Below are 24570 nucleotides of genomic sequence, written 5' to 3' on the forward strand. Positions count from 1 at the left end.
TTTTGTGCCTTGCTTATCATCTGGAATTTCGCCATGCGGAAGAAAGGACGTGATTTAATTGAAAAAACAATCCGATCTTTCCCGGCTGATGGGTTACGCCGGGAACCACCGATATTTCACCTACGCTTCGTGGATGCTGTCTGCGGCCAGTGCGCTGGTGGCGCTGGTGCCTTTTGTATACATATGGATGATTCTGCGGGATGTGCTGAACGCGGCGCCAAACTATGCGCAGGCGGTGAACATTCCTCATTACGGCTGGATGGCAGTGTTATTCGCAGTGCTGTCTTACATTATTTACATTGCGGCGCTGATGTGCTCCCATCTGTCGGCGTTCCGGGTGGCGACAAATCTGCGGCTGGCAGTATCGGAGCATCTGGCAGTGCTGCCGCTGGGCTTTGCTGAGACCTTCGGCAGCGGTAAGCTGCGCAAGATCATCCACGAGAGCACCGGAGCCGCCGAGACCTATCTTGCCCACCAGCTGCCCGACCAGTACAATGCCATCGCCACCCCGGTGGGGCTGCTGGTGCTGCTGTTGGCGTTCGACTGGAGGTTGGGGCTGCTGAGCCTTGCGCCGGTGGTGCTGGCTTTCCTCATTATGGCGACCATGACCGGCAAGCGGATGGTTGAAAAAATGCGGCAGTACGGCAACGCCTTGGAGGCCATGTCCAACGAGGCAGTGGAATACGTCCGGGGCATTCCGGTGGTCAAGACCTTCGGGCAGAGTGTGTTTTCCTTCAAAAAATTCAAGACCACCATTGATGAGTACGAAAAGTGGGTCATCTCCTACACCAAAGACCTGCGCCTGCCCATGATGTTCTACACCGCCGCCGTCAACGGCGTGTTCGCCTTTCTGATTGCAGGCGGGCTGCTGTTCACGACACACGGCGTGACCCCGGAATTTCTGCTGAACCTGCTGTTCTATATCATCATCACGCCGGTGATTTCCCTGACTTTGACCCGCATAATGTACATGAGCGAGAACAAGATGGTGGTAGCGGATGCGCTGGCACGCATCGACTCGGTGCTGGAGGCAGCGCCCATGCAGGTTCAGGCTGTTCCGCAGCACCCGCAGGATGCTTCTGTCGCGCTGCAGAACGTGCGTTTCAGCTACGACGGAAAAAACGAGGTTATTAAGGGCGTTTCGCTGGAGATTCAGCCGGGACGGACTGTGGCTTTTGTAGGCCCCTCCGGCGGCGGAAAATCTACGCTGGCAAACCTTGTCTGCCGGTTCTTTGATGTGCAGAGCGGCAGCGTCCGAGTAGGCGGAGCGGATGTGCGGGCAATCCCCAAGGAAGAGCTGATGGATACCATCTCCTTTGTGTTCCAGAACAACCGCCTGCTCAAGGGCAGCATTCTGGATAATGTCCGTCTGGGCAGACCGCAGGCCACCGAAGCCGAGGTGCTGGCAGCGTTGAAAGCGGCGCAGTGCATGGATATTATAGAAAAGTTCCCGGCGGGCATCCATACTGTTATCGGCACCAAGGGCGTGTATCTGTCCGGCGGCGAGCAGCAGCGCATTGCCATTGCACGCGCCATGCTGAAAAATGCGCCCATCCTGATTCTGGACGAGGCCACCGCTTTTGCCGACCCGGACAATGAAGCTAAGGTGCAGGCGGCTTTTGCCCGGCTTGCCAAGGGCAAAACCGTGCTGATGATCGCACACCGCCTGTCCACCGTAGCCAACGCCGACTGCATCTATGTGGTACAGGATGGGCAAATTGCAGAATTCGGCACAAAGGATGAGCTGTGCACGCAGAACGGTCTGTTTGCCCGGATGTGGCAGGAGTATCAGGCATCGGTGCAGTGGAAGGTCGCAAAGGAGGGGGAAAGATGATCGAAAAAATTCAACACGCCACGGCCAGCTCCCCGGAGGGCGCAAAGGGGCTTGTAAAGGGCGTTCTGGCCTGTGCGTTCCAGAACATGGCGTTCATGCTGCCTACCGGGTTGCTGTATCTCCTGGTAAAAGATCTGCTGGCAGGCTCAACGAGCGGGAGAACCGCCTTTTATCTGCTGGGGTGTGCGGCCTGCTTTGCGCTGATCTTGCTGACCACATGGTTCCAGTATAACGGCACCTATTTTACGACTTATAAAGAGAGCGGCACCCGCCGCCTGACCCTTGCGGAACGGCTGCGCAAGCTGCCCCTGTCCTTTTTCGGCAAGCGGGATCTTGCCGACCTGACCAGCACCATCATGGCAGACTGCGAGGTGTTGGAAAAGGACTGTTCCCACTTCATCCCCGGTCTATTCGGCTCCCTCATCTCTACGGTGCTCATTGCCCTGAGCCTGTTCACTTTTGACTGGCGGATGGCGCTGGCAGCCCTGTGGGTCATCCCGGTATCCGCCGCCATCGTGGTGGGCAGCTACCGGGTGCAGGACAAGGTGCAGGCCAAGACCATGGCGGCGAAAATGGCCTGTGCGGACGGCATTCAGGAGTACATCGAAACCCTCCGTGACCTGAAAGCCAGTAATGCGGAGCAGCGGTATCTGTCCGGTCTTTCCGGCAAAATTCGGGCTGTGGAAAAGCAGTCCATCGTGGCAGAGCTGGAAACAGCGCTGTTTGTGTCCTCTGCGAGCATGGTGCTCAAGCTGGGCATTGCATCGGTGGCACTCACCGGCTCGGTGCTGCTGGTGCAGGGCAGTATCGATGTGCTGACCCTGTTTCTGTTCCTGATGGCGGCCTCCCGGATGTACGACCCTATGCAGGGCGCGTTGCAGAATCTGGCAGCGGTCATTGCCATGCGCACCAATGTGGGGCGGATGAACGAGATCCTGGATGCTCCCCTGCAGACCGGCAGCGAGCAGCTGACCAATCAGGGCTGCGATATCGTGTTCGACCATGTGGGCTTTGCCTACAACTCCGGCGAAACGGTGCTGCGGGATGTCTCCTTTACCGCAAAGCAGGGCGAGGTCACGGCACTGGTGGGTCCCTCCGGCGGCGGCAAGACTACCGTTTCCCGGCTGGCGGCACGGTTCTGGGACTACCAGAAGGGCAGCATCACCGTGGGCGGCATGGAGGTTTCCCGAATCGACCCGGAAAGGCTCATGAGCCTGTATTCCATCGTGTTTCAGGATGTGACTCTGTTTGACAACACGATACTGGAAAATATCCGTCTGGGGCGCAAAGGTGCCACCGACGAGGAGGTCCTTGCGGCGGCAAAGCTGGCAAACTGCGAGGAATTTGCCGAAAAGCTGCCGGACAAGTGGAACACGAACATCGGCGAGAATGGCTGCGCTCTTTCCGGCGGCGAGCGTCAGCGCATTTCCATTGCCCGCGCCTTCCTGAAGGATGCGCCCATCATTCTGCTGGACGAAGCCACCGCCAGTCTGGACGTAGAGAACGAAACTGCCATTCAGGAGGCTCTTTCCCGGCTCATAAAACACAAAACCGTCCTTATCATCGCCCACCGGATGCGCACTGTGGCCGGTGCGGATAAAATCGTGGTGCTGTCCGACGGCGTGGTGGCCGAACAGGGCGCACCCGATGCACTTTATGCCCGGAACGGCCAGTACACCCACATGGTGGATCTGCAGACCGAAAGCCAGCGCTGGGCCATCTGACCCAATTCAAAACAGCCTCCCGGCACAACAAAAAAGGACATCTACTCAAAAGAATAGATGTCCTTTTTAGCACCCGAATCCGTCAGCTAACAGTCATGTTTAAATTACTTCCTTATCACTGTTAAGCCAAGGCTTCGGGTTCTTTGCGTCTCTGCGCTTACTTCATAATGATCAGTGCCATGAACACGAGGTCGGTATCGCCGGTATTATCCAGCGCATGACCGGTGCCGTCCGGACAGAAGGTCACGTCGCCGGCCTTGACCGGATAGGACTTCTCACCGTCGTTATACGAGCCTTCACCGCTCAGGATGTAATAGGTCTCGGTCTCGCCGTGGTGCTCGTGGAAGCCGAGCGTGCAGTTCGGCTCGATGGTTACCTTTGCATACAGGCCGCACTTGCCGTCCAGCTCCTTCTCACCGAGCAGGTGCTCGATGATAACGTGTCCCTTGCCGCCAGCCATCTGCTCTACCTTATCTACCCGATGTTCGCTTGCAGTCGTAATCATAATTCTTTCCGCCTTTCTTGTCCTGGGCAATATCGCATGATTGAAGCTGCGGTGTTGCCCTTACCGCTCGCGCAGTTTCTTGTCAATTCCTATTATAGCGGTTGTAATCCAAATTACAAGATAAGATTTCCATTTCCGCGAAGAATTTACTTTGCAGTCATACCGTACACCGGAAAGCCGATACGCACCTTAAACTGATCGCCGTCCACCGAGACATCGAACGTGCCGCCGCAGGCCTCGGTATAGCTTTTTGCAATGGCGAGACCCAGACCGCTGCCCTCAGTCGAGCGCGCCGCGTCACCGCGGACAAACCGTTCGGTGATCTCATCAGCGGCAAAGTCCATCTCGTAGTTGGCGGTGTTTTTGAGTTCAATAATGGCCCGACCGTTCTCCTCTGTAACAGAGAGGAACACGCGCGTGCCCTTGAGCGCATATTTCACGCAGTTGCCGATGAGATTCTCCAGCACGCGGGACAGCTTTCGTCCGTCCGCCCAAATGGGCAGCTCCCGCTCGGGAATGGCGGCTTTGACGGTCAATCCGCTCTCCTGCACGGCCTTGTCCTGCTCCGCGAGCGCCTGCCGGGCGAGCGTGCATGCATCCAGCCGTTCGCTGATGATCTGCTCTGCGCCCGACTGCACCTTGGAGATATCGAACAGGTCGCTCGTCAGATTCTTGAGCCGCAGACCCTTTTGATGGATAATGCGGGCGTAGTCGTTCGCCTCCTCCGGCGTTAAATCCATTTTGCCGAGCAGATCGGAATAGTTGAGGATGCTGGTCAGCGGCGTTTTCAGATCGTGGCTGACGTTGGTGATCAGTTCGCTTTTCATGCGTTCCGCGCGGACTTCGTTCTGCAGCGCCGCCTGCATGCCGTCACCAAGCGAGTTAATATCCTCGGCCATTTCAGCAAACACGCCCTCCGGCATGTCGGTCAGCTTGAAGCTGAGATCACCCGCACGCAGCCGGCGCAGCGCATCCACGATACGCTCAAAGCCGGTGATGCGTTTGATGAGAAAGTAACCTGCCGCGAGGAACCAGACCATGCCGAGCACGAAGGCAAAAAACGAGCCGCCCACTCCGCCGAACACCGCCGCAAGGAACGCGAGAACAATCGAATACGCCGTAAAGAGCAGCACAACGTTGCGCGTTTTGTAGTCGCGGAACAGCATGCGGCGCAGTTTTCCGAAACTTTGCCGGATGCACTTGCATACCTTAATAAAGGTTCGCCAGCACCAGAGGATGAATCGAATCGACCAGCACTGCTTGACGAAGCTGCGGTTCTTGATTACGCGCACAAGCGACAGCGTAAGTTCAAGTGCGAACGCAAACGCCGCGACGAAAAACAGGATGGACGGTACGAGCAATATCGACATGTCGTTTGTGCCGTTCAGCAATTCACCCATCAGTGCCAGATTCAGTCCGCCTGCCGTGCCGAGCACCGCCCAGAAGCACAGCACGTTCACTTCCACCGGCAGACGGTCGATAGTGACAAGGTGCACGTCCTCATCCTCCGGCTTGCGGCCGGTGACGAACAGCAGGAACACGAACAGCACCAGTGCAATGCACGTCAACACAATCGCCCGATGGAGCACGCCGGTAATCTGCGTTTTCTGCGTTTCCCACTCAGCCTTGATGGGTGCAGCCTGTGCGTCCGTGAAGCGCACCAGCAGCAGGGTGTTAGACGGGTACGGATTGAACTTATTGAACTTCCAGCCTTCCTCTGCCGCATCCTCCTCGGTGTAGTAGCCGTAACTGTCCGTTTCCTCATCGTAAACCGCAAGCGGATAGCCGTAGTACATTCCCACATTGGACTGCACATTGCCACCCGGCCGTGTGATCATGTAAAACGCAGATTTTTTTGCCGCGGCTTCGGTCAGCGTGTCATCGCCGACCGTTTTATCGCCCATTCTGCCGAAATAGTTTCCCGCAAAATCCGTATGCTGCCTGCTGAATTCCGCTGCGTCCATACCATCCTCAAACGCATTCGCCATTTCAGCACACATTATGCCGAGCTGCTGATGCATATAGGACGAGTCGGCAAAATCACCCTCAAAGCGATAGACCATTTGGTCAAGGCCATTCGCGGCAAAATCTGTTATCGTGTTCTCAACGAGAAACAGTGCACCTGCGAAGCACCCCACAATGCCTGCAAACGCGATAAGCTTTACTACCGTACTGCGTAAGATCCCCTTGATATTCATACTCACTCGCTCCTTTCGATTTTGTAGCCGACACCCCATACTACCTTAAGATAGCGCGGCTCCTTCGGGTTGATCTCTATCTTTTCGCGGATGTGCCGCACATGGACGGCAATGGCGTTGTCACTGACAATATCGTCATTCCACACCTGTCGGTAAATCTCCTCGGTGGAGAACACCCTTCCCGGGTGACGGCACAGCAGCTCAAGTATTTTGTATTCGAGCGGTGTGAGACGAACGGCTTCGCCGTCCACCGTCACGCTTTTGCTCTCGGTGTCGAGCACCAGTCCGCGGATAGCAATCTGCGTTTCCTTTATCTGCATCGCGCCCAGCTGAGTGTAGCGCCGCAGCTGGCTTTTCACGCGCGCAACCAGCTCGGACGGGTTAAACGGCTTTGTAATGTAATCATCCGCACCCGCGGTCAGTCCGAGGATTTTGTCCGCGTCCTCGCTCTTGGCCGACAGCAGGATGATCGGCAGGTTTTTACTTTCCCTTACCTTTAATAAGGTTTTGATTCCGTCCAGCTCGGGCATCATAATGTCAAGAATGATAAGGTGTACGTTCTCGGTCATTACGATGTCGAGCGCCTCCAGACCGTTGTACGCCTTGCGCACCAAATATCCGTCTGCCTGCAGGAATATCGCAATGCTTTCCACGATCTCGCGGTCATCGTCCACCACCAGAACAGTCAGCTTTTCCATTTCCCTTCCCCCTTTCGTTACTTCTATCTTACCACAGGTTTCTGTTGTTTTCCGCAGGGAATTTCTTTAGATTTTATGAAGATGAAAAAAAGTCCCTCGATCGAGGGACTTTTCTTTGCTATCTTTACGGGGTGTTGCGTGCAGTGTAAACCATCTGTGCAGCGTACTGACGCGGCAGAGGATCGTCCTGTCCAACCGCAACACCGTTCAGCAGACCGATGTTTTCCGCTTTTTCCATTACCGTGTCTTTCCATTCCCGTCCGGCGAGAAACTGTGGACTGTAACGCAGCTCAAGCAACAGCATTTTTGCCGCTTCAACCGTTGTGACTGGCTCATTCGGGCAATATTTTGTGGTCGTCCGACCGCGAACAAAATGATTAGCCTCGCAATACTCAATATACACCTTGGCCCAGCTGTCGTTGATGTCCGTGAACGCACTGTCGAACTTATTGGTATATAAACTTGCGTCGTCATGACCATTACGCAGAACGTAAATCATTTTCGCCATCTCTGCGCGGGTAACGATCTTATTCGGCTTGAACGAGCCGTCCTCGTAACCCTTGATGATGTTCAGCTCCTGCATTCTGGTGAGCACATAATCGTCCACCTTAATGTCGCTCTGGTCAGTAAACGCTGCACCGGCAAACGAAGTTGCTGCGCAGGCTGCCGCCATGCTCAGCGCGATCAGTCGCTTTCTGAGTTTCATATTAAATTCCTCCTTTTATTGCATGGACGCCGTAGTGCATCCATAAGTGGAATATAACACAGTCTACAGTATTTGTCAACCTTTACCTGAATTTGTGCAAATTCGTGTGATTTTGTGCAAAACAAAAAGACTGATGTTTTCACATCAGTCTTTTGGAGGTACCACCCAGAATCGAACTGGGGATCAGGGAGTTGCAGTCCCACGCCTTACCGCTTGGCTATGGTACCATGTGGAGCGGCTGACGAGGCTCGAACTCGCTACCTCCACCTTGGCAAGGTGGCGCTCTACCAGATGAGCTACAGCCGCATATTTAGTTTTTCGCGCTAACGCGATTTTTGTCAGTGCCGATTAGTTACCGGACGCTTCGGGTTTAACGCTCACGGGCGGAATCGCTTTTGCTGCGGCAAAAGCCACGCTGGTTGAAATATGCCACCGGCATATTTCCAAGAGCCAGCTTTCGATTCCTTACTCGAAAGGGATTATTTTTATAATGAGTGCTTGGGGCACTCATTATAAAAATGGTGCCTCCGGGCGGAATCGAACCACCGACACGGGGATTTTCAGTCCCCTGCTCTACCGACTGAGCTACAGAGGCATATTTCTTCAATCGTTTCCGATTGAAGAATGGCGACCCGGATGGGACTTGAACCCACGGCCTCTAGCGTGACAGGCTAGCGCTCTAACCAACTGAGCTACCGGGCCAGGCCGTCGTCGCTGTTTCGTTTTCGTTCGTATCTCTCAGCGACGATGTTTATTATACAGAACCTGTGCCCAAATGTCAACACTTTTTTCAAAGTTTTTTTATTTTCTTTTTATTTCGTTGCGTGTGTTAAAAGTTCCTGCAACTCTGCGCGGCTGAAACGATAGATTTTATCGCAAAACTGGCAGGTTACCTCACTATTTTCCTGTTCTTCCGCCATCTTGCAAAGTTCGGTTTTTCCCATGCTGATCAGGGCGCGCTCTACTTTTTCACGGCTGCACGCACAGCGATAGCCGATTTCACTGGTCTGCAGAAAATCTACCTCAAAGCCATCGAGCACCGCGCGGATAATGTCCTCGAGGCTCATGCCCTTATCGAGCATAGCAGTCATGCTCTCCAGCTTTGCCAGATTGGCCTCCAGCTTGTCAATGTCGGAATCCTTCACGCCCGGCATAAGCTGCACGAGCCAGCCGCCGGCGCACTTGACCGAGCAGTCGGTATCCACGAGCACGCCGAGCGCGCACGCCGACGGGATCTGCTCGCTCTCCGCGAAATAGCGGGTCAGGTCCTCGGCAATCTCGCCGTTGACGAGCGCAACTGTGCCCGTGATCGGGTCCTTCATGCCAATGTCCTTAATGACCATCAGATAGCCGCGGCCGACACCGCCGCCTACATTCAGCTTGCCGTCCGCACGCAGCGGCAGATCGACAGCCGGGTCCTGCAGATAGCCGCGCACATAGCCGTCCGAATCACCGACGCAGACGATCGCGCCGAGCGGGCCGTTGCCCTTGATCTGCACGGTCACAGAGCCGTCCTCGGCCTTGAGCTGGCTGCCCATGATGGCAGTCGCGGTCAGCGTTCGTCCGAGGGCTGCGGTAGCCAGCGGCGTGGTGCTGTGGATTTCGTGTGCGCGCTCGACCAGCTCGGTCGTGCTGGCTGCACAAATCTGGATGCCCGCATCACGGGCGATCGCGCGAAGTAACGTATCGCTCATAAGTTAATCTCTCTTTCGTGCTGTAAAGTAAATGCGGTCCTCGCCGCCCTGTACGGGCGCAAAGGACTGGTCGCCATAGGTTTTGATCTCGGTAAAACCGGCCTGCTCCAGCATGGCGGTCAGCTGTGCAGGCTCGTAGATGCGCTCCTCGTGCGTTTCCTGCGCACGGTGCCACACATCGTCCTCCTGCTCGAAAATATCGAACTGGTAGGCGCACAGGCCGTCCTCGACCGCCGCCTGCCATACGCAGAATACACAGTCATCCTCGCGGACATAGCTTTCGCCGTCAATGCGGGCGAATTTCTCGGCTGTGTTGATGTCGAATACGAACAGGCCGTCCGGATTGAGGAACGTGTGTACGCGCTCAAAGGCAGTCTGCAGTGCTTCCGGCTCAGTGACGTAGTTTACGCTGTCCAGACAGCACAGGCACGCGTCTACCGCGCCGTACAGGTCCAGCTCTTCCATACGCTGATTGAGCAGCAGAGGACGCGGCTCGCAGTCCAGCGTGTTCTGCAGCGCCTGCATGAGCATTTCCGGCGATGCGTCCGCGCCGATCATATCATAGCCGCGCTGCGCCAGAATGCGCGTCAGACTGCCCGTGCCGCACGCCAGATCGAGCACCAGCGACGGCTTTACGCCCTCCCGCTCAAACAGGCGCTCGAAAAAGTCTGCCCATTCCTCGTAGCCCACGTCATCCGTGAAGCGGTCATAGTATTCCGACAGGGTTTCGTAACTATTCATGGCTCTCCTCTGCTGTTTCGTCCTCCTTGAGCCGGTCGAGCATCTTGCGGTAGCCGTCCGAGCCATACACAAGGCACTTGTTCACGCGGCTGATCGTCGCGGTGGACGCGCCGGTCTCCTGCACGATGTCACTGTAAATGCGGCCCTCATCCAGCATACGCGCCACCTGAAAGCGCTGCACCATGGCACGCAGTTCAGCGATCGTGCACAGATCTTCAAAAAAGTCGTAGCAATCCTCGACCGTCTGCAGCTTGAGAATACCGCGGAACAGAATGTCCATATCCTCGTCCTTCAACTTTCGATTCATGGTCTATCCCTCCCTACATTCGTTTTTTCGCTCTTATACCCTATATTATAGCACATCGCTTTTATAGTGTAAAGCGTAAAAATATTTGGTTTTCACGGGTGGACAGATGTCCGTGTGCGGCACTCTTTTTCGCTGCACCAGGCGATTAGGACACCTGAACCGCGCAGGCGGTTCACCCTGTCCGGGCGGCAGTTTTTTCAGCACCGGCTGACCGGGGCACACGAACTGCCGCAGGCAGGTTCGCCCCTAACGGGCGGGGAGTTTTCCGCTGAACCTTAGCGGGAGGATTCGCCGTCTGCGGACGGCGGGAGCGTTGCGGCGCCCGCCGCGGGGGCAAAAAGGAAGGACAACCTGCGGTTTTCCTTCCTCTTTGAACTCCTACCTTTCCCTTGCTTCCTAATCTGGTGCAGATTTCCTACATGTGACCGCTGCGAAAAGGGGTACGGCAGAGGATTTTTTCTTCCGTATCTTTCGCAACCGATTCGCAGTGTCAGATAACATACTGCTACACAGACCGGCAACTCTCCGCAGGCGCGACATGACAGTGTCGCGCAATTCGTTAGCGCGTTATGATAGACAGCACCTACGAGGATAAATTGTGCCAAACACCTAAATTCGCAGGTGCCTTCCGGTATAACGTGCCAAAGGGTTGCGCGGCACTGTCATGCCGCGCTTGCGTAGATGAACCCACAAGTGTAGCAGAACAGTATCCGACACTGCGAATATGTCTCGACATGGGAGCACACTGTGCTCCCCTACGGTAGAAAAACTCCTCTGCCGTTCCCCTTATTTCACAGCGGTCACATGTCGGCAATCTGCGCCAGACTCTCCCAAAAGGAAGTGGGAGTTAAGAGGGTAGAAACCTTGGTGTCTACCCTCTTGCCCTGCCGCGGGGCGCGGCGAATCCCCTCGCTGAGGTTCAGCGAAAAACTCTCCGCCCGTTAGGGACGAACACGCTGACGCAGTTCGCGCACCCCGCTCAGCCGGTGCAGAAAAAGAGCCGCCCCGTCAGGACGAACACGCCTGCGGCAGTTCGTGTCCCCCGCAGAATCGGTGCAAAGAAAAAAACGCAGAGGAAACCCTCTGCGTTTCGCATTAAATCAATTTGAGCTGCTTATCCGGCAGATCCTCATCGGTAAGCAATGCGCCGATGGACGGAATACTGCGACAGCGGTAGCGCGCGTTATCGCTGAGCGCGGCGTCCTCGGTGCGGCACGCCCGCGTAATGGTATGCTTGCCGCGCAGCACCATGGTCTGCACGCCCTGCGTGGAACGGGTTGTCTTGACATCGAGCATGCTCGCGCGGAACGTGAGCGCACGGTTGGCAGTCGAGAACATGGTGACCTCGCTCTCCTCCTCGATTGGGTGGAAGAACGCCACAGCCGGTGCCTTATCCGAGTACGCGCCGGTCAGGCGGCGTCGGTTGGTCTTGGTCTCGAAGGATTCCATCGAAAACCGGGCTGCCTTGCCGTTTTTGAACACAACGACCATACTGCCCTTGTAGTCACCCGGCAGGACGGCATAAACCGGCGTTTCGCCCTCGTCCATCTCCAGCTTGGACGCAAGGTAATCACCGAGCACAGACGCCTTGCTGTCCTCAAAATCGTACAGGTGCGCCTTGTACGCCTGCTGCATATTGGTGAAAAAGATAATTTCGTTCTTGTTGGTCGCCTCAGCCGTCCAGAACACCTCATCGCCCTCTTTGAGCTTATGGTCCTGCGACATGCGCCACGACTGCGGCGTAATCTTCTTGAAGTAGCCCTCGCGGGTGAGGAACAGCAGCACCGGATAATCCTCGATGTGATCCTCCTCGTCGAACTGCTGCACGTTGTCCGCAGTGATGATGCGCGTGCGGCGCTCGGACGGGTACTTCTTGATGATCTGCTCCAGCTCCTTGATGATGATATTGCGGATCTTCGCCTTGGATTTGACGATTTCCTCCAGCTTTTTAATCTCGTTTTCGAGTGCTTCGGTCTCCTGCGTGCGCTTCAGGATATACTCCTTGTTGATGTTGCGCAGACGGATATCCGCAATAAATTCGGCCTGGATTTTGTCGATGCCGAAGCCTTCCATCAGGTTCGGGATAACATTTGCGTCCTCTTCGGTCTCGCGGATGATTTTAATCGCCTTGTCGATATCGAGCAGGATTTTACGCAGACCGAGCAGCAGATGCAGCTTGTCCTTCTTCTTGTTGAGGTCGAAGAACACGCGGCGGCGAACGCATTCGGTGCGCCACGCCGTCCACTCATCGAGCAGCTCGGCTACGCCGAGCACGCGCGGCATGCCTGCAATCAGCACGTTGAAGTTGCAGGAGAAGCTGTCCTGCAGGGTGGTCATCTTCATCAGCTTGGCCATCAGCTTTTCCGGGTCGGTGCCGCGCTTGAGGTCGATGGCGATCTTCAGACCGGAAAGGTCGGTCTCGTCGCGCACATCGGCAATCTCGCGCACCTTGCCGTTCTTGACCAGCTCGGCGATCTTGTCGATGATGGCCTCGATGGTGGTCGTGTACGGAATCTCCGTGATCTCGATCAGGTTGTCTTTCTTGTTGTACGCCCATTTTGCACGCACCTTGAACGAGCCGCGTCCGGTGCGGTAGATGGCACGCATTTCCGCTTCATCGTAGATGAGTTCGCCGCCGGTGGTAAAATCCGGCGCAGGCAGCGTGGAAAGAATGTCGTGCTCGGGGTTTTTGATAAGCTCGATGGTCGTGCGGCAGACTTCCGCGAGGTTAAAGCCGCAGAAATTGGATGCCATGCCGACCGCAATGCCGGTATTCGCGGACACGAGAATGTTCGGGTAGGTCGTCGGCAACAGCGTCGGCTCCTTCATCTCGCCGTCATAGTTATCCACAAAATCCACCGCGTCGGTGTCGATATCGCGGAACAGCTCGGCACAGAACGCATCCAGCTTTGCCTCGGTATAACGCGGCGCGGCGTATGCCATATCGCGCGAATATACCTTGCCGAAGTTGCCCTTGCTGTCCACAAACGGCATGAGAAGCGCCTCATTGCCGCGTGTCAGGCGCACCATAGTCTCGTAGATAGCCGCATCGCCATGCGGGTTCAGCTTCATGGTCTGACCCACGATGTTCGCGGATTTGGTGCGGTTGCCGTTCAGCAGGCCCATCTTGTACATGGTGTACAGCAGCTTGCGGTGAGACGGCTTGAAGCCGTCAATCTCCGGGATCGCGCGGGACACGATAACGCTCATCGCGTACGGCATGTAGTTCTCGCGCAGCGTGTCCGTGATGCGCTGATCGACCGAAGGGTGTTCTTTATATACTTTTGGTTCGTCGGTTTTCTTTTTTGCCATTATGCTCTCCTTTGCAGGATTTTCTTTCTACGTTTTGCGCCGCCCAGATACTCGCCGAACGGCAGATAAGACAGTGTGACCGCAATCGCCAATCCGCCCGCAAGCGCAAACATCTGCCACAGCCGCAGATAAGTAACCTGCGGCTGCCGTGTCGTCCATTCGTTCCACAGACGCAGCACCAGCGGATGTGCCAGATACAGTCCGAAGGAATGCCGCGCGATAAACTGCAGCGGCTTCGGAATCTCCGGCAGCCTGCTGAACAGTGCCCACAGCACGGCCCATGTCAGCAGTGTGTAAACCGTTGCGTCCGGCCGCAGACCCATTTTATAGGCTGCCGCAGAATTCTCTTCCGTCATCAGCACCAGCATCGCCGAAAGCACCCATAGCGGCAGACAGACGCGCAGGCGCAGTCGGTTGCTCAGACCAGATTTCGCCAGCCATGCACCGATGTTGTAGAACAGCGGCCAGCACACGAACAGACTGATCGGCGCCACCGGAAACTGCCACTGCAGCTGACCGACGGTCAGCAGGTAAAGGACAATCTCCATACCGAAGGTCAGGCCTGCGGACAGGAGCAGCGTCACCGCCGGATGCCGCTCTACCGCACGGCAGAACAGCTCGCTGAGCAGGATCAGCTGCACCAGTATGAATATGTAATACAAGTGGACGTAACTGCCGCCTGTCAGAATGTTTTTGATCGGATGTGCATGCGGTTTGCCGAACACGGCGTCCACCGCAAGGTAAAGGACCGACCAGATCAGATATGCCGGCAGCACGCGTTTCAGCCGCCGCTTTGCCGTCTGCACCGCAGACTGACCGCTATGCTGCAGCCACGAGTACATGTGTCCGTAGCCGGACAGCATGATAAACAGCGGCACAGCAAACCGCGCTATCTGATTGCAGGATACACCGACCGGGTTCATGCGGCCTGCCGAAACGTGTATCATCACCACGGCCAGCGCCGCAACTGCCCGCAGGCCGTCCATTTGCCGAATCCTCATGTCGCTATCCCCCACTTTTGCCCTTACGAAATATCTGCCAGCTCGAGATAATCCGCGCCATTCTCGGCGATATACTCCTTGCGTCCGGCAAGGTTGTCGCCGAGCAGCAGGTCGAACATTTCGCTCGTGGCAGCCGCTTCATCCGGCGTAATGCGGATCAGGCGGCGGTTTTCGGGGTTCATGGTGGTCTCCCACATCATTTCGGGCTGGTTCTCGCCGAGACCCTTGGAGCGCTGGATAAGAATCTTTTTGCCCTCCAGCTTTTTGAGGATAGCCGCTTTTTCGCTCTCATCGAACGCAAAATAGCTCTTGTCACGGTAGGTGATCTCATACAGCGGCGACTCCGCAATATAAACGTAGCCCTGTTCGATGAGCGTTGGCACCAGACGGTACAGCATGGTCAGAATGAGCGTGCGGATCTGGAAGCCGTCCACATCGGCATCGGTGCAGATGATGATACGGTGCCAGCGCAGGCTTTCGAGGTCGAACGCAGAAAGGTCCTTTGCCGCCTTGCCGCGCACCTCGACACCGCAGCCGAGGACTTTGAGAAGGTCGGTGATGATGTCATTCTTAAAGATTTTATCGTAATCCGCCTTGAGGCAGTTGAGGATTTTGCCGCGCACCGGCATGATGGCCTGAAATTCACTGTCGCGGCCCTGTTTTACCGAACCGAGTGCGGAATCGCCCTCGACGATATACAGCTCACGGCGGGACGCATCCTTGGTGCGGCAGTCCACGAACTTCTGCACACGGTTAGCGAGGTCAATATTGCCGGACAGCTTCTTTTTGATATTCAGACGCGCCTTTTCCGCCTGTTCGCGGCTGCGCTTGTTGATCAGGATCTGCTCGGCGATCTTGTCTGCCTCGGCCTTGTTCTCGATAAAGTAGATCTCGAGTCCTTCCTTTAGGAACTCGGTCATGGCCTCCTGGATGAACTTGTTGGTGATGGCCTTCTTGGTCTGGTTCTCGTAGGAGGTCTGAGTGGAGAAGCAGTTGGTGACAAGCACGAGGCTGTCGAAAATATCCTGATAAGTGACCTTGCTCTCGCTCTTGTTGTACTTGTTGTTCTGCTTGAGATACGCATCGATGGCGGACACGAACGCCGAGCGAACGGCCTTGTCCGGTGCACCGCCGTGCTCCAGCCACGAGGAGTTGTGGTAGTACTCGATCTGCGACACCGCCGAGGAGAAGCAGAACGCGCACGACAGCTTCACCTTGTACTCGGCCTTGTCGGCGCGGTCGCGTCCGCGTCGTTCGCCCTCGAGGAACTGCACCGAGGTCAGCGGATTTTCGCCTGCCAGCTCGGTCACATAGTCCACAATGCCGTTCTGATAAAGAAATTCGGTGGTCTCGTACCTGCTTCCCACCTGATTTTTCAGCACAAACTTGATATGGCTGTTGACGACCGCCTGCCGCTTGAGCGTATCCAGATAATAATCCACAGGGATGTTGATATCCGTGAAGACCTCAAGATCGGGCTTCCAGCGGATGGTCGTGCCGGTTTTGCGCGCGTTCGTCGCCTTCTTGGTGTAGCCTTCCTTGGTGCCGGTCTTGTTTTCGCCCTTTTCAAAGTGCAGGCCGTACTCGAAGCCGTCACGGATGACGGTGACGTCCATGTACTCCGAGGAATACTGCGTCGCGCAAGTGCCCAGACCGTTAAGGCCGAGCGAAAACTCATAGTTTTCGCCGGTATCGTTCTTGTACTTGCCACCTGCGTACAGCTCGCAGAAGACCAGCTCCCAGTTGTAGCGCTGCTCGTTTTCGTTCCATTCGATCGGGATACCGCGGCCATGGTCAGCGACTTCGATCGAGCCGTCCGCATAGCGTGTGGTGATGATCTCGGTGCCGTGTCCCTCTCGTGCCTCGTCGATCGAGTTGGACAGAATCTCAAAGACCGCGTGCTCGCAGCCCTCCAGTCCGTCCGAGCCGAAGATAACGCCCGGGCGCTTGCGCACACGGTCCGCACCCTTCAGCGAGGAGATGCTTTCGTTGCCGTATGACGGCTTTGCTTTGCTCATATATACTTTAACTCCCAATTTCCGAAGTTTTACTTACTTTATTATATCTGTTCAGATATGAAATAGTCATTTATATCAATTTTACACCATATCATTGTTTATGTCAATAAAACAGAACAATTGTTCTGTTTTTGCAATCCATAGAAATGCTAAAACCAGACAAACCACTGCCTTGATCCCCCATTTTGCCCGAACGCAAAAATGCGCGCTCTCAGTTCCTGCTGAAAGCGCGTTGTATGGGGCAACACCGCGCAATTAAAGCAGCGGCTTCTTGCGCAGACTCCGGTCGCGCTACCGCGGTACTTTGCGGAAATTGTGTGGTATTGCCCAATGGGTGTCTTGCACCTCTTGTTTTTGGACTGTCCGGGAGCCTGCGCGGTATTCCGTCCCACAGGGCCAGACAGATTTTTGAAGGATTGACTGCTCACACAGTCGGAGAAAAAGATTCCCTATGAAGTATCTATTTCAAAAGGGATGGCAAGTGGTTTTTAGCACTCAGCTTGCTGTTCCCTTGCTGTGATTACAGGATACAGGAATCCCATGTCTAAAGTATGTAGAAAGTTTGAAGAAACCGTAAACATACCGTTTCTAAATTGAAAATGACGCGACCGCAAACCCGATACGTCCATTTTTAATTCAGCAGAGCCGTCACTTCTTCCAGAGTATCCGCAAAATAGATTTTCTTCTGCCGTTCTTTGGTGGACAGCTCCATCTCGATCATGTGGTCGAGCAGTGCCTTCATATGGTCGTAATAGCCGTTGAGATTATAGAAAATGCACGGTGCATCCAGATGGTTCAGCGCCAGCTTGCTCATCACCTCGGCAATCTCCTCGAGCGTGCCCGTACCGCCCGGAAAGGCGATGAACGCGTCTCCAAGCTCGATCATTTTGGTTTTGCGATCGGTCATATCCTCGGTGACGATCAGCTCGGTCAGACCGTCCAGCTGCAGCTCCTGCTCGATAAAAAAGCGCGGCTCTACGCCGATTACCTTGCCGCCTGCGGCCAGTACGCTCTCCGCGACCGCGCCCATCAAACCGACCCGTGAGCCGCCGTAGACCAGTGTATGGCCGTGCCCGCCAATCCATGCGCCAAGCTCGCGCACGGCGGTTTTAAGGGCAGGCTCGCGGCCCTCGTTTGCACCCAGATATACGGTTATATTCATAATTTTGTCCTCCATTATACAGGTGTATGCAGGGTTATCGGCGGTAATGCTGGAAATTCTGATTTGCTAATTTGCACCAGCTAATCGGGGTACACAAACTGCGCAAGTGGGTTCATGCGCCCTGCTGGGTCGGTGCAGAAAAAAGAAAAGAGCAGACGTTTAACCATCTGCTCTCTGGAAATTCTATTTTAGCGGAACTTCTTCTTCTTTGCGCGTGCAGCCTCAGACTTCTTGCGGCGCTTTACGCTCGGGCTTTCATAATGCTCACGCTTGCGGAGCTCGGAAAGCGTACCCGCCTTGGCACACGAACGCTTGAAGCGACGCAGTGCGCTGTCAATAGACTCATTTTCCTTGATGCGGATCTCCGACACAGTTTTCCCTCCCTCCGCACGTTCCCCTCATGGGGATCGCTTAGCACAGTTTGTATACATCCATACACAAAACCGTAAGGATATTATATCGAATTTCCGCGTCAATGTCAACTACTTTTTCCCGTAGTTTTCGATTTTTTCTTTTTGACGCGGAAATCCGGCATTCCTTCTTACTTTACGACAAGGTTTACGATCTTGCCCGGAACAACGATCTGCTTGACGATCTGCTTGCCCTCGATGGCGTGCTGTACCTTTTCCTCTGCCATTGCGGTATCGATCGCGGTCTGCTTGTCGGCATCGACTGCCAGCTTGATGGTGCACTTCAGCTTGCCGTTTACCTGTACCGCCAGCTCTACCGTGCTCTCGACGGTCTTGGCCTCGTCGTAGGTCGGCCACGGCGCTACGGAGAGCAGACCGGTCTCGCCGAGCTGCTGCCACAGCTCCTCGGTGATATGCGGTGCAAACGGATTGAGCAGCGCCAGGAAGGTCTTGTACTCAGCCTTGTTTACGCCCTTGTCGTAGAACTCGTTGAGCATGGTCATCAGCGCTGCGATAGCGGTGTTGGCCTTGAGGTTGTCTGCGTCCTCGCCCACCTTCTTGATGGTACGGTTCATGAGCACCTCGTGCTGCTCGGAGTAGGTGTCGCCGTCCTGCACCTTGTCAGCCAGTGCCCATACGCGCTCGAGGAAGCGGCGGCAGCCCTTGATGGACTTCGGGCTCCACGGAGCAGCCTTCTCAAAGTCGCCGATGAACATCTCGTACAGACGCATGGTATCTGCGCCGTAGGTGTCAACGATCTCGTCCGGGTTGACGACGTTGCCGCGGCTCTTGGACATCTTCTCGCCGTTCTCGCCGAGGATCATGCCGTGGCTGGTGCGCTTTGCATACGGCTCCTTGGTCGGCACTACGCCGATGTCATACAGGAACTTATGCCAGAAACGGCTGTACAGCAGATGCAGCGTGGTGTGCTCCATGCCGCCGTTGTACCAGTCAACCGGAGACCAGTATTTCAGTGCTTCCGGCGAGGCAAGCGCCTTGTCGTTGTGCGGGTCCATATAGCGCAGGAAGTACCAGGAGGAACCGGCCCACTGCGGCATGGTATCGGTCTCGCGCTTTGCCGGACCGCCGCAGCACGGACAGGTGGTGTTTACCCAGTCGGTCATGTGCGCCAGCGGAGACTCGCCGTTGTCGGTCGGCTCGTAGCTGGTTACGTTCGGCAGCTCAAGCGGCAGCTGATCCTCCGGCAGAGCCACATAGCCGCACTTGTCGCACTTGACGATCGGAATCGGCTCGCCCCAGTAACGCTGACGGGAGAATACCCAGTCACGCAGCTTGTACTGCACCTTGGCATGGCCGATGCCCTTTTCACCCAGCCACTCGATCATAGCCGGGATAGCGTCCTTAACGGTCTTGCCGTTCAGAAAATCGGAATTTACCAGAATGCCGGTCTCATCCTTTGCGGTGAATGCAGCCTTCTGGACATCCTCGCCGCCGGAAACGACCTCGATGATCTCACAGCCGAACTTCTTAGCAAACTCCCAGTCGCGGTCATCGTGCGCCGGGACAGCCATGATGGCACCGGTGCCGTAGCCCATGAGAACATAGTCGGAAACGAAGATCGGGATCTGCTTGCCGTTTACCGGATTGATTGCGGCAACGCCGTCCAGCTTAACGCCGGTCTTGTCCTTGTTCAGCTCGGTACGCTCGAAGTCGGACTTGCGGGCAGCCTCCTCACGGTATGCGCGAACGTCCTCGATGTTGTTCAGCTTGTCCGCCCACTGCTCGATCATCGGGTGCTCCGGAGAGATTACCATGTAGGTCGCGCCGAACAGGGTGTCCGGACGGGTGGTGTAAACGGTCAGCGTGTCGCCCTCAGTAGTCTTGAAATCCACCTCAGCGCCGGTGGAACGGCCGATCCAGTTGCGCTGCTGAATCTTAACGCGCTCGATGTAATCCACATCATCCAGATCGTCGATCAGGCGCTGTGCGTACTTGGTGATGGCGAGCATCCACTGGCTCTTGGTCTTGTGAACGACCTCGCTGCCGCAGCGCTCACAAACGCCGTTGACAACCTCCTCGTTCGCCAGAACGCACTTGCAGGAGGTGCACCAGTTTACGCTCATTTCCTTCTTGTAGGCCAGGCCCTTCTTGAACAGCTGCAGGAAAATCCACTGAGTCCACTTGTAGTAGCTCGGGTCGGTGGTGTTGATCTCACGCGACCAGTCGAACGACAGACCAAGGCTCTTGAGCTGGCTCTTGAAGCGTGCGATGTTCTTCTTGGTAACCTCTGCCGGATGAACATGGTTCTTGATGGCAAAGTTCTCAGTCGGCAGACCGAATGCGTCCCAGCCCATCGGATACAGCACGTTGTAGCCCTGCATGCGCTTTTTGCGCGCAACGATATCCAGTGCGGTGTAGGAGCGCGGATGGCCTACATGCAGACCCTGACCGGACGGATACGGGAACTCTACGAGCGCGTAGAACTTCTCCTTGTCCGAGTCATTCTCGGCATGGAAGCACTGCTTCTCGTCCCAGATGTCCTGCCATTTCTTTTCTACTTGTTTATGATCGTACTTCAACGGATTCTCCCCCTAAAGTGAGTTTTTGATTTTGAGCACGACAACGCGGCGGACACGTTTCCGGGGCCGCCGCATGTCGGTATTTTACTTGTCCTCGATGCCCAGCTCTTCAAGCGTTACCGGCGTGCCGTCCTTCCACAGGTTCTCCAGATTGTAGAACTTGCGTGCCTCCGGCATGAATACATGCAGTACAGCGCAGCCGTAGTCCAGCAGCATCCACTGTGCGGATTCATAGCCCTCGGTGTGGTGCGGCATCTCGTCGTGATCGTACTTCAGGTGCCACTCTACATTGTCCGCCAGTGCCTTAACCTGCGTAGTGGAGGACGCAGAGCAGATGACGAAATACTCGGTCAGCTCGGTCAGGCGCTCAACATGCAGCACCTCAATGCCCTGAGCCTTTTTCTCGATCAGCGCTTCGCAGATCGCCTTTACAGTTTCTTTTGCAGTCAAAGTATAAACTCCTTTTGTGCGGCAGAAAAGGATTTGCCTTTCTGCCGATTATGGTATATTGCCTTTATTATGCCTCGGGATCGTATGTTCCGCCGTCGTCCCCGCCGGAGGAAGCACCGCTGTCCTCTCCGCCGCCGGTGTAATCGCCGCCGGAGTAGTCGCCGCCGCTCTCCTCACCGGAGCCGCTGCCGTTGTCGCCGCCGGAAGAGTCTCCGCCGCTGTCGCCGCCCGAGTAGTCATTATTATCCGAATAATCGCCGTCCGAGCCGCTGTTGTCGTAGGATGGCTCATCGTAGCTGTAATCCGGTTCTTCGTAATAATCTTCGCTGTAATCGTACGAGCCGGAGGTGTCACCCCATACATTATCTTCCTCGCCCGAGCTTACATAGCCGCCCGAGTAAGTAGTGGTATCCGGTCCGCCGACAATGTCCAGCTTGGAGATCGGCTCCTCGTAGGGGTTGAAATACTTGTTTACCAGTTCCAGCGTCTGGTCGTAATACGGGAAGAAGAACGAATACTGCACCGAGGTGCCCGCCGTGCTCATCTTGCCGTAGCCGGGCAGTGTAAAGAACTGAATGCTGCTGTTGTCGATCTGCATGGCCTGCATGCCCATCCACAGCAGCTCGCCGGCGCTGAAGTCGGTCTTGACGTTCTTGAACACGGCCTCTGCGATCGAGCGGATCTTGGTCACGTTCTTGAGCTGCAGCACCTGACCTGCCAGCGCCTTGAGGAACTTCTGCTGATTCTCTACACGGCCTTCATCGCCGTTGGTGTACTGTACGGTGTAATCGTTGTTGTGTCTCCAGCGCAGGAAGCCGACGGTCTGCTTGCCGTCCAGAGGCTGCTGGCCTTTTTTCAGGTCGATGTGCAGATTCTGCGACGGATCATCGTACTTCATATCGAACGGCACGTCATAATCCACGCCGCCGATCGCATCCACGATGGCTGCAATGCCGTCAAAGTTGACGATAACGTATTTATCCGGCCGGAAGCCCATCAGACGCTCGATTTCCTTGCTCGTCTGCTCGATGTTGCCGCCCTTGCCGCCGGTATCCATGCCGTAGGCCGCGTTGATCTTCTTGCTCGCGCCGGTCGCCGTGTTGTTGCACATGGTGTCGCGCGGGATGTTCATGACGTTGATGGTCTTATCCTTGGTATCCATGGTTGCGACCATCAAAGCGTCTGTTCGTGTTTCGTCCTCATCAACTGCGCCGACCACGAACGTAAACACATCGTCAATACGGGTGCCCGAGTTGAGCAGGCTGCTCACATCGACCTTATCGCCGTTTTCCTTGTCCTTGATCGTCGCCTGCGGCGAACGGACGAACCACACCGCAGCAGCAGCTGCGCACGCGAACAGCACCAGCACAACCGCCATAACGATGGCAATGCGCTTGCCCTTCTGTCTGGGTGTCAGCTTTTTTTTCTCCTTCGGAGCCTTTCCCTTTTTGCCGCCCGGCTTGGGTGCCGAGATCGGCTGGTGGTTCCCTTCCGGCTTGGGCGCTGCCTGCTGTGCCGGAGTGCTGTCTCCGTTGCGGTTTTTCCTGCCGCCGCTTCCTCCGAATAGTTTCAAACGATTCCTGCCTCCATTTTACTTGTCCCGCCAGCTGACACCCTGCCGGATCATATCATTATAAGCGGCAATGGTATCACTGTGGATGAGTTTTCCGCGTGCGACCAACTCGGTCAGCGTCTGGTCATAGCAGTAGAGCAGGGCACTGTCGATATCGATCTGTGCCAGCTCACGCGCCTTGTCCACGCCGGGAAAATCACGAGTTTCTTCGATGTAATCCGCCAAATACAAGATCTTGTCAAGCAGCGTCATATGGTTCTTGCCGGTGGTGTGGCAGGCGATGGCATCGCAGATATCCTCGGGCATGTGGTATTCGGCCCGCGCGATGGCTGCCGCCGTCTTTCCGTGCAGCATTTTCGGCTCGCTTTTTTCGACGGTACAGGGTATTATACCGTATTTCTCGCATAAATTCAACTGTTCTTGCGGAGAAAGATATTTTGTTATGTCATGCAGAATGCCTGCAGTACCCGCTTTTTCCGGGTCCTCGCCGTACTTTTCTGCCAGCATGATCGCCGCACGCTCCACGCCGAGAGAGTGCTCATAGCGGTAGCCCTGCAGTCTGGAAAGGATACTTTTACGCATTTCTTCATTACATAACATAACTTTTCCCGCCTTTCTCTGTATTTCTTGCCGCAAAACTGCAGCTTTGCCGACAAGGAGGAACGAGCCGCAGGCTGTTCCTAAGTCATACAAAAATACTGGTTTTGAACAAGCTGCTGTATTTATCTGTCAAACCTGTATTTTACAGGCTTAATAGCCGTACAAATGCTTTTCTTCGATGTAATCCGCGACCGATTCCGGTGTATAGCATCGCAGTGCACCGCCCTGCCGCAGCTCGGTTGAGGAAATGGTCAGGCTGTCGCCCTGCACCAGTTCTACGGTTGCACCGAGCGAGTCCTTGAGCGCCGCCGCCTTTTCACGCAGCGCGTCCCAGTCCTCGTTTTCGCGGGCGCAGACAGCAAGCGAAGCCAGCCGCGCGATCTCGTCCGGCGCACGCCAGATCCTGTCAAACGAGAGCAGCATATCCGTGCCGACGATCAGGTGCAGGTCGGTCTCACCGCGTGCATGAAGCGCGCGGAGCGTGTCCACCGTGTAGCTTGCGCCGCCGCGGTCGATCTCGATGGTGTCGAGCTGCGCCCACGGTGTCTGCTCGGTCAGCAAGCGCACCATTTCGCACCGGTCCTCTGCGGAAGCGGTGTTCTCCGGCAGCGCCTTGTGCGGCGGAATATTGGTCGGAATGAACAGCACCCGATCTAAGTTCAGCGCACGGTGCGCGAGTTCCGCCGCGTGCAGATGTCCCAGATGCGGCGGATTGAACGTGCCGCCGAGAATCCCTGTTCTCATTTTACCAGAACGATCTTGCGCTTGTCCTCATCGCTGGACTGGCGGTACAGCACAAACTTGGAGCCGATGCACTGTACAGCGTCCGCGCCGGTGGCCTCACAGAGCGCCTCGGATACCGTGCGCGGCGTCAGCATCGCACTCTCGAGCACCTTGCCCTTGACCAGTTCATGGGATTCGAGCAGCGCGTCCAGTTCGCGTTCTACCGCGTCGGTTACGCCTTCCTTGCCGATGATCAGCGTGACCGCCAGAGGGTTTGCCATTGCACGAAGCTGTGCGCGTTGTTTTGTGTTAAGCATAAATGTAAACTCCTGTAATTTCGTTATATTTTTTTCGTAGGGCGGGCTGCCCTACGG

The 24570-nt window shown here is 55.7% G+C and carries 20 protein-coding genes and 4 tRNA genes; 2 read left to right on the forward strand and 22 right to left on the reverse strand.

Features of this window, described 5'->3' with window-relative positions; all coding sequences use genetic code 11:
* Positions 1-58 precede the first annotated feature (58 nt).
* Positions 59-1834 (forward strand): ABC transporter ATP-binding protein, encoded by a 1776-nt coding sequence (locus DW806_RS10380; protein WP_188885469.1) that lies wholly within the window; start codon positions 59-61, stop codon positions 1832-1834.
* Positions 1831-3558 carry an ABC transporter ATP-binding protein gene (locus tag DW806_RS10385; RefSeq protein ID WP_118729907.1) on the forward strand — a complete coding sequence of 576 codons (1728 nt, stop codon included), beginning with the start codon at positions 1831-1833 and terminating at the stop codon, positions 3556-3558. Before DW806_RS10380 ends, DW806_RS10385 begins: the two co-directional genes overlap by 4 nt.
* A gap of 157 nt (positions 3559-3715) precedes the next feature.
* Here DW806_RS10385 and DW806_RS10390 read toward each other — a convergent pair whose 3' ends face one another.
* From DW806_RS10390 to DW806_RS10495, 22 genes are all read right to left on the reverse strand, one after another.
* Positions 3716-4063: a cupin domain-containing protein gene (locus tag DW806_RS10390; RefSeq protein WP_118729908.1), complete on the reverse strand. Its 348-nt coding sequence runs from the start codon at positions 4061-4063 to the stop codon at positions 3716-3718.
* Positions 4064-4209: 146 nt separating this feature from the next.
* Positions 4210-6261 (reverse strand): HAMP domain-containing sensor histidine kinase, encoded by a 2052-nt coding sequence (locus DW806_RS10395; RefSeq protein ID WP_158578351.1) that lies wholly within the window; start codon positions 6259-6261, stop codon positions 4210-4212.
* 2 nt (positions 6262-6263) lie between these two features.
* On the reverse strand, positions 6264-6950 hold the full coding sequence (locus tag DW806_RS10400; RefSeq protein ID WP_165815475.1) for a response regulator transcription factor: 687 nt from the start codon (positions 6948-6950) through the stop codon (positions 6264-6266).
* Between the two features lie 133 nt (positions 6951-7083).
* A complete protein-coding gene (locus DW806_RS10405) occupies positions 7084-7665 on the reverse strand; it encodes an S-layer homology domain-containing protein (RefSeq protein ID WP_117491049.1) in 582 nt (193 codons plus the stop codon).
* A gap of 153 nt (positions 7666-7818) precedes the next feature.
* Positions 7819-7892: transfer RNA gene (locus DW806_RS10410), tRNA-Cys, on the reverse strand.
* A gap of 3 nt (positions 7893-7895) precedes the next feature.
* A tRNA-Gly gene (locus DW806_RS10415) sits at positions 7896-7971 on the reverse strand.
* A gap of 213 nt (positions 7972-8184) precedes the next feature.
* Positions 8185-8260 (reverse strand) — tRNA-Phe (locus tag DW806_RS10420).
* Positions 8261-8290: 30 nt separating this feature from the next.
* Positions 8291-8367, reverse strand: a tRNA-Asp gene (locus DW806_RS10425).
* A gap of 110 nt (positions 8368-8477) precedes the next feature.
* The gene (hslO, locus tag DW806_RS10430; RefSeq protein ID WP_118729910.1) at positions 8478-9359 is read right to left on the reverse strand and encodes an Hsp33 family molecular chaperone HslO; all 882 of its coding nucleotides are present in this window, start codon (positions 9357-9359) and stop codon (positions 8478-8480) included.
* Between the two features lie 3 nt (positions 9360-9362).
* On the reverse strand, positions 9363-10100 hold the full coding sequence (locus tag DW806_RS10435; protein WP_118480394.1) for a class I SAM-dependent DNA methyltransferase: 738 nt from the start codon (positions 10098-10100) through the stop codon (positions 9363-9365).
* Positions 10093-10407: a YerC/YecD family TrpR-related protein gene (locus DW806_RS10440; RefSeq protein WP_110436460.1), complete on the reverse strand. Its 315-nt coding sequence runs from the start codon at positions 10405-10407 to the stop codon at positions 10093-10095. Before DW806_RS10440 ends, DW806_RS10435 begins: the two co-directional genes overlap by 8 nt.
* 1095 nt (positions 10408-11502) lie before the next feature.
* Positions 11503-13719: a DNA gyrase/topoisomerase IV subunit A gene (locus DW806_RS10445; RefSeq protein ID WP_118729911.1), complete on the reverse strand. Its 2217-nt coding sequence runs from the start codon at positions 13717-13719 to the stop codon at positions 11503-11505.
* Positions 13719-14720 carry an acyltransferase gene (locus tag DW806_RS10450; protein WP_118729912.1) on the reverse strand — a complete coding sequence of 334 codons (1002 nt, stop codon included), beginning with the start codon at positions 14718-14720 and terminating at the stop codon, positions 13719-13721. The genes DW806_RS10445 and DW806_RS10450 overlap by 1 nt, the downstream gene beginning before the upstream one ends.
* 23 nt (positions 14721-14743) lie before the next feature.
* Entirely contained in the window at positions 14744-16738 is a 1995-nt protein-coding gene (locus tag DW806_RS10455; protein WP_117492738.1) for a DNA gyrase/topoisomerase IV subunit B, read from the reverse strand.
* Between the two features lie 631 nt (positions 16739-17369).
* Positions 17370-17900 (reverse strand): TIGR00730 family Rossman fold protein, encoded by a 531-nt coding sequence (locus DW806_RS10460; RefSeq protein ID WP_118729913.1) that lies wholly within the window; start codon positions 17898-17900, stop codon positions 17370-17372.
* Positions 17901-18088: 188 nt separating this feature from the next.
* Entirely contained in the window at positions 18089-18271 is a 183-nt protein-coding gene (rpsU, locus tag DW806_RS10465; RefSeq protein ID WP_031472056.1) for a 30S ribosomal protein S21, read from the reverse strand.
* Between the two features lie 170 nt (positions 18272-18441).
* Complete coding sequence (leuS, locus tag DW806_RS10470; protein ID WP_118729914.1) at positions 18442-20850, reverse strand: leucine--tRNA ligase; 2409 nt, start codon at positions 20848-20850, stop codon at positions 18442-18444.
* Between the two features lie 84 nt (positions 20851-20934).
* Positions 20935-21300, reverse strand: coding sequence for a ribosome silencing factor (gene rsfS, locus DW806_RS10475; RefSeq protein WP_110436454.1), 366 nt, complete (start codon positions 21298-21300; stop codon positions 20935-20937).
* A 67-nt stretch (positions 21301-21367) separates the two neighbouring features.
* Positions 21368-22873 (reverse strand): LCP family protein, encoded by a 1506-nt coding sequence (locus DW806_RS10480; RefSeq protein WP_118729915.1) that lies wholly within the window; start codon positions 22871-22873, stop codon positions 21368-21370.
* Between the two features lie 18 nt (positions 22874-22891).
* On the reverse strand, positions 22892-23473 hold the full coding sequence (yqeK, locus tag DW806_RS10485; protein WP_118360399.1) for a bis(5'-nucleosyl)-tetraphosphatase (symmetrical) YqeK: 582 nt from the start codon (positions 23471-23473) through the stop codon (positions 22892-22894).
* Positions 23474-23623: 150 nt separating this feature from the next.
* Positions 23624-24217: a nicotinate (nicotinamide) nucleotide adenylyltransferase gene (nadD, locus tag DW806_RS10490; protein WP_118480381.1), complete on the reverse strand. Its 594-nt coding sequence runs from the start codon at positions 24215-24217 to the stop codon at positions 23624-23626.
* Positions 24214-24513, reverse strand: a complete 300-nt coding sequence (locus tag DW806_RS10495; protein ID WP_110436450.1) for a YhbY family RNA-binding protein — start codon at positions 24511-24513, stop codon at positions 24214-24216. Before DW806_RS10495 ends, nadD begins: the two co-directional genes overlap by 4 nt.
* Between the last annotated feature and the right edge of the window lie 57 nt (positions 24514-24570).

Source organism: Butyricicoccus sp. AM32-19 (assembly GCF_003480365.1).
GTDB lineage: Bacteria > Bacillota > Clostridia > Oscillospirales > Butyricicoccaceae > Agathobaculum > Agathobaculum butyriciproducens.

Excerpts from the sequence above, each read along its gene's own strand:
- DW806_RS10385 (WP_118729907.1), top strand. The coding sequence starts at position 1,831 with ATGATCGAAAAAATTCAACACGCCACGGCCAGCTCCCCGGAGGGCGCA.
- DW806_RS10390 (WP_118729908.1), bottom strand. The coding sequence starts at position 4,063 with ATGATTACGACTGCAAGCGAACATCGGGTAGATAAGGTAGAGCAGATG.
- DW806_RS10395 (WP_158578351.1), bottom strand. The coding sequence starts at position 6,261 with ATGAATATCAAGGGGATCTTACGCAGTACGGTAGTAAAGCTTATCGCG.
- DW806_RS10405 (WP_117491049.1), bottom strand. The coding sequence starts at position 7,665 with ATGAAACTCAGAAAGCGACTGATCGCGCTGAGCATGGCGGCAGCCTGC.
- hslO (WP_118729910.1), bottom strand. The coding sequence starts at position 9,359 with ATGAGCGATACGTTACTTCGCGCGATCGCCCGTGATGCGGGCATCCAG.
- DW806_RS10435 (WP_118480394.1), bottom strand. The coding sequence starts at position 10,100 with ATGAATAGTTACGAAACCCTGTCGGAATACTATGACCGCTTCACGGAT.
- DW806_RS10440 (WP_110436460.1), bottom strand. The coding sequence starts at position 10,407 with ATGAATCGAAAGTTGAAGGACGAGGATATGGACATTCTGTTCCGCGGT.
- DW806_RS10445 (WP_118729911.1), bottom strand. The coding sequence starts at position 13,719 with ATGGCAAAAAAGAAAACCGACGAACCAAAAGTATATAAAGAACACCCT.
- DW806_RS10450 (WP_118729912.1), bottom strand. The coding sequence starts at position 14,720 with ATGAGGATTCGGCAAATGGACGGCCTGCGGGCAGTTGCGGCGCTGGCC.
- DW806_RS10455 (WP_117492738.1), bottom strand. The coding sequence starts at position 16,738 with ATGAGCAAAGCAAAGCCGTCATACGGCAACGAAAGCATCTCCTCGCTG.
- DW806_RS10460 (WP_118729913.1), bottom strand. The coding sequence starts at position 17,900 with ATGAATATAACCGTATATCTGGGTGCAAACGAGGGCCGCGAGCCTGCC.
- yqeK (WP_118360399.1), bottom strand. The coding sequence starts at position 23,473 with ATGTTATGTAATGAAGAAATGCGTAAAAGTATCCTTTCCAGACTGCAG.
- nadD (WP_118480381.1), bottom strand. The coding sequence starts at position 24,217 with ATGAGAACAGGGATTCTCGGCGGCACGTTCAATCCGCCGCATCTGGGA.
- DW806_RS10495 (WP_110436450.1), bottom strand. The coding sequence starts at position 24,513 with ATGCTTAACACAAAACAACGCGCACAGCTTCGTGCAATGGCAAACCCT.